The sequence below is a fragment of the Vibrio sp. 10N.261.52.A1 genome, assembly GCF_002876325.1.
GTDB lineage: Bacteria > Pseudomonadota > Gammaproteobacteria > Enterobacterales > Vibrionaceae > Vibrio > Vibrio chagasii.
The window spans coordinates 1-2,857 of record NZ_MCYD01000768.1; the positions used below are offsets into that span (position 1 = coordinate 1).

Here is a 2,857-nt window from a genome sequence, read left to right on the forward strand (position 1 = left end):
AGTTAAAAAGCTGATTGATATAGCTTTCAATGAGTTAAATATGGAGAAAGTTGAAATATCTGCCGCCGTTGAGAACCAAAGCAGCCGCAAGGTTTGTGAGCGCTTACAATTCAATTTAGAAGGTATCATTACACGCAGCGAGAACTTAAACGGTCGTATCGTTGACCACGCAATCTATGGTCTTCACCGTTCAAAACAGTAGCCGTTTCCTGTTAAAAAAAGCCACGGTTTGAACTAATCGGTGTCAGTTCAAACCATGGCTTTTGTTTTTCCTAAACGAGTGTAGATTCAATAAAGATTAAGCCGCCTTAGCAATTACAATCGTAAATTTAGCCCCACCATGACTGCTACTATCGATCTTGATACTCCAACCTAACTTCTTAGCCGCAGAGTTGGCAATGGCAAGCCCCAATCCAAAACCGCCGGTTGAAGCGCTTCTGCTCGAGTCTAATCGAGAAAATGGAACAAAGACTTCATCACGACGCTCCTCAGGAATACCAGCCCCATTGTCCTCAACGACCACTAGCCAACTTTCTGAGTTTTCATCTAAAGTCAGCCAAACATGGTCTTTAGTATAGTTGCCAGCATTCTTAAGGATGTTATCAAACACCAAGCGAGCCATTGAGCAATCACACTTTATCGTGCTGTCTTGATTCACCTTTGATTCAAAGGTCACATTGTCCAACTCAGAATAGCGAATCCGGTCTAAACAATATTCAAGTAAGCTCGCTCTTACTTTCACCAACTCGAAGAAGGAATTGTCCATAACATTCAACTTCGAGAGCATAATGATCTCTGATGTGAGTTCGTTGATATCGTCGACATAGGTATCGATATCATCGAAAAGTGCTTGATGCTGCTCAGGCGCTCCTCGTCTCAGTATGTCAGTCGCTAACTGTATTCGGCTCAACGGCGTGCGAACTTCATGGGGAATGGCTTGAGCAAATATATGGCTCTCTTTCACCTTACTTTCTATCTCTTCAGCCATGCAATTAAAACTGCTAGCCAACTCGGAAACAGGATGAATATATTCAGTCTCAGAACGCGTACTCAGTTTACCTTTACCAAACTGTTTCTGCTTCTCAACTAACGACTCAATCCTCTCTTGAAAGCCCCTAACCGGTAAGTAAACACTAGCTCCAATCGCAATGATGACCGCAAGCAGAAGTCCAAGTAAAAAATGCCGCTCTGAGTCCTCATACCATTCAATTTCAGGAGAAAAGAAATCCCCGACTTCACAGAATGCAAAGCTAAACTTGGAATTCGGTAGTTGGTATACAGCCGAGTACAAGTTGTTTTCGCTGAGGTAAATAGGCACACCGTTTAAGATGGTATGTAACTCACATCGTTGACAAGGGGGTTCTCCCGACCAATTCTCTAACAGGCGTAAATTGAAAATAAAAAACTGTTGGTGACCTGTTCTATCAAGTTCCTTGTAGAGCGAATCTTCTTTGTCGCGATGCTGGATATACTGTTCAACAAAGTACAACCCATCATTGAGAAAAGTCTCAATCTCTGTTCTTCGCATATGTCCTTCACCAAGGTGTAGGAACAAAAATATTGTCGTCGACATCCCTGTAACAATACCAAGGTAGAGCCGAGCAAACATCGAAACAGAGCGAATCTTCTCTTTAATAAATTTAAGCAACCAGCATATACCCCTTATTACGTACCGTGCGTATTAACTGTTTGTCTTTTGCATGGACGCGCAGCTTTCGGCGTAAACCAGATACACGCATATCAATCGAACGATCGTTAAACGCATAATCTATTCCTCGGAATAGCTGGCAACATTGGTCTCGGGTAACGACTTGGCAAACATTCTTAACAAGAAGGTTCAAAATCTCAAACTCTGCGGATGTGAGCTTCAAGTTTTGTCCGTATAAAGTGGCACTTTGGGCTGCGCTATTGATGACGATCTCACACTGGTTTTCTGACACCGTTTCCGCCGTTGTTGTAACCGGCGTTGCACGTCTCAACAGAGCTTCGATTCGGGCCAGCAATGCATGCCCTCGTATCGGCTTAGCCACATAATCATCAGCACCGAACTTAAATAAGCTTACTTCACTCATTTCATCTGCGGAGGCAGTCAGTACTAAGATCATTCCATTGTAAAACTCACGTGCCTCTCGGCAGATTTGTGCGCCACTCATACCTGGTAACATAAGGTCCAACAGCACTAAATCAGGTTCAATACTTCGGATAGCTTCAAGTGCCAAGTTTCCCTCATGAACGACGCTCACTTCATACCCTTCTGCTTCTAGGTAGAGTGTGGTTAAACGAGCGATCTCTTGGTCATCTTCGACAATGAGTACTTTGGTTTTCGACATATCTATCACCAGTATTTATTAAAAGCGTGGGCAGTATATATACTGGTCATATATCATCAATATTGTTATTAGAGTCAAGACTTTACCGTACGCAAAACATAGTAATCATATTTGTACATATACGTTTACAAAATCAGACACCAGGTCGTCTGTAAGCTCCGATTTATATAGGCTCCGCAAAATGACACCGATTGCATTTAATGACGTATCCCATCCTAATCGCTTACACTTGCTTTATTTTCTTACCCACACTTACATTAAAATTGTTTACAAAAAACAATCAAATCAACCATCTTTCAACCTGTTACACCGCAGTTTATAAAACCAAGGAATAAACTCCATTTAGATAAAAAAACCAGAAAGTCCAACTGAACACTAAAGGAAACCGATTACCTGCATCACCCATCAGCACTTTCCTTTTCTGCTCCCCCATTCCTTCCTATAAAGTCATTACCACTTCAAGTAACATTCACCACATCAATAGCTCGCTTTGTAATCTGTCATTTAACCACTCCTTAGAGGGACCC

General features: G+C 42.1%; 3 protein-coding genes. 1 reads left to right on the top strand and 2 read right to left on the bottom strand.

The window, feature by feature from the left end; genetic code table 11:
• Positions 1 to 202, top strand: a 202-nt coding sequence (locus tag BCT81_RS15945; RefSeq protein WP_133152638.1) for a GNAT family protein, incomplete at its 5' end; no start/stop codon positions are given.
• A 96-nt stretch (positions 203 to 298) separates the two neighbouring features.
• Here the strand turns inward: BCT81_RS15945 and BCT81_RS15950 are convergent.
• Together BCT81_RS15950 and BCT81_RS15955 are read right to left on the bottom strand one after the other, a co-directional pair.
• Positions 299 to 1,648: a HAMP domain-containing sensor histidine kinase gene (locus BCT81_RS15950; protein WP_102425070.1), complete on the bottom strand. Its 1,350-nt coding sequence runs from the start codon at positions 1,646 to 1,648 to the stop codon at positions 299 to 301.
• Complete coding sequence (locus BCT81_RS15955; protein WP_063523858.1) at positions 1,641 to 2,330, bottom strand: response regulator transcription factor; 690 nt, start codon at positions 2,328 to 2,330, stop codon at positions 1,641 to 1,643. The genes BCT81_RS15950 and BCT81_RS15955 overlap by 8 nt, the downstream gene beginning before the upstream one ends.
• Positions 2,331 to 2,857: the final 527 nt, after the last annotated feature.

Coding starts and splice junctions, on each gene's coding strand:
- BCT81_RS15955 (WP_063523858.1), bottom strand. CDS start 2,330: ATGTCGAAAACCAAAGTACTCATTGTCGAAGATGACCAAGAGATCGCT.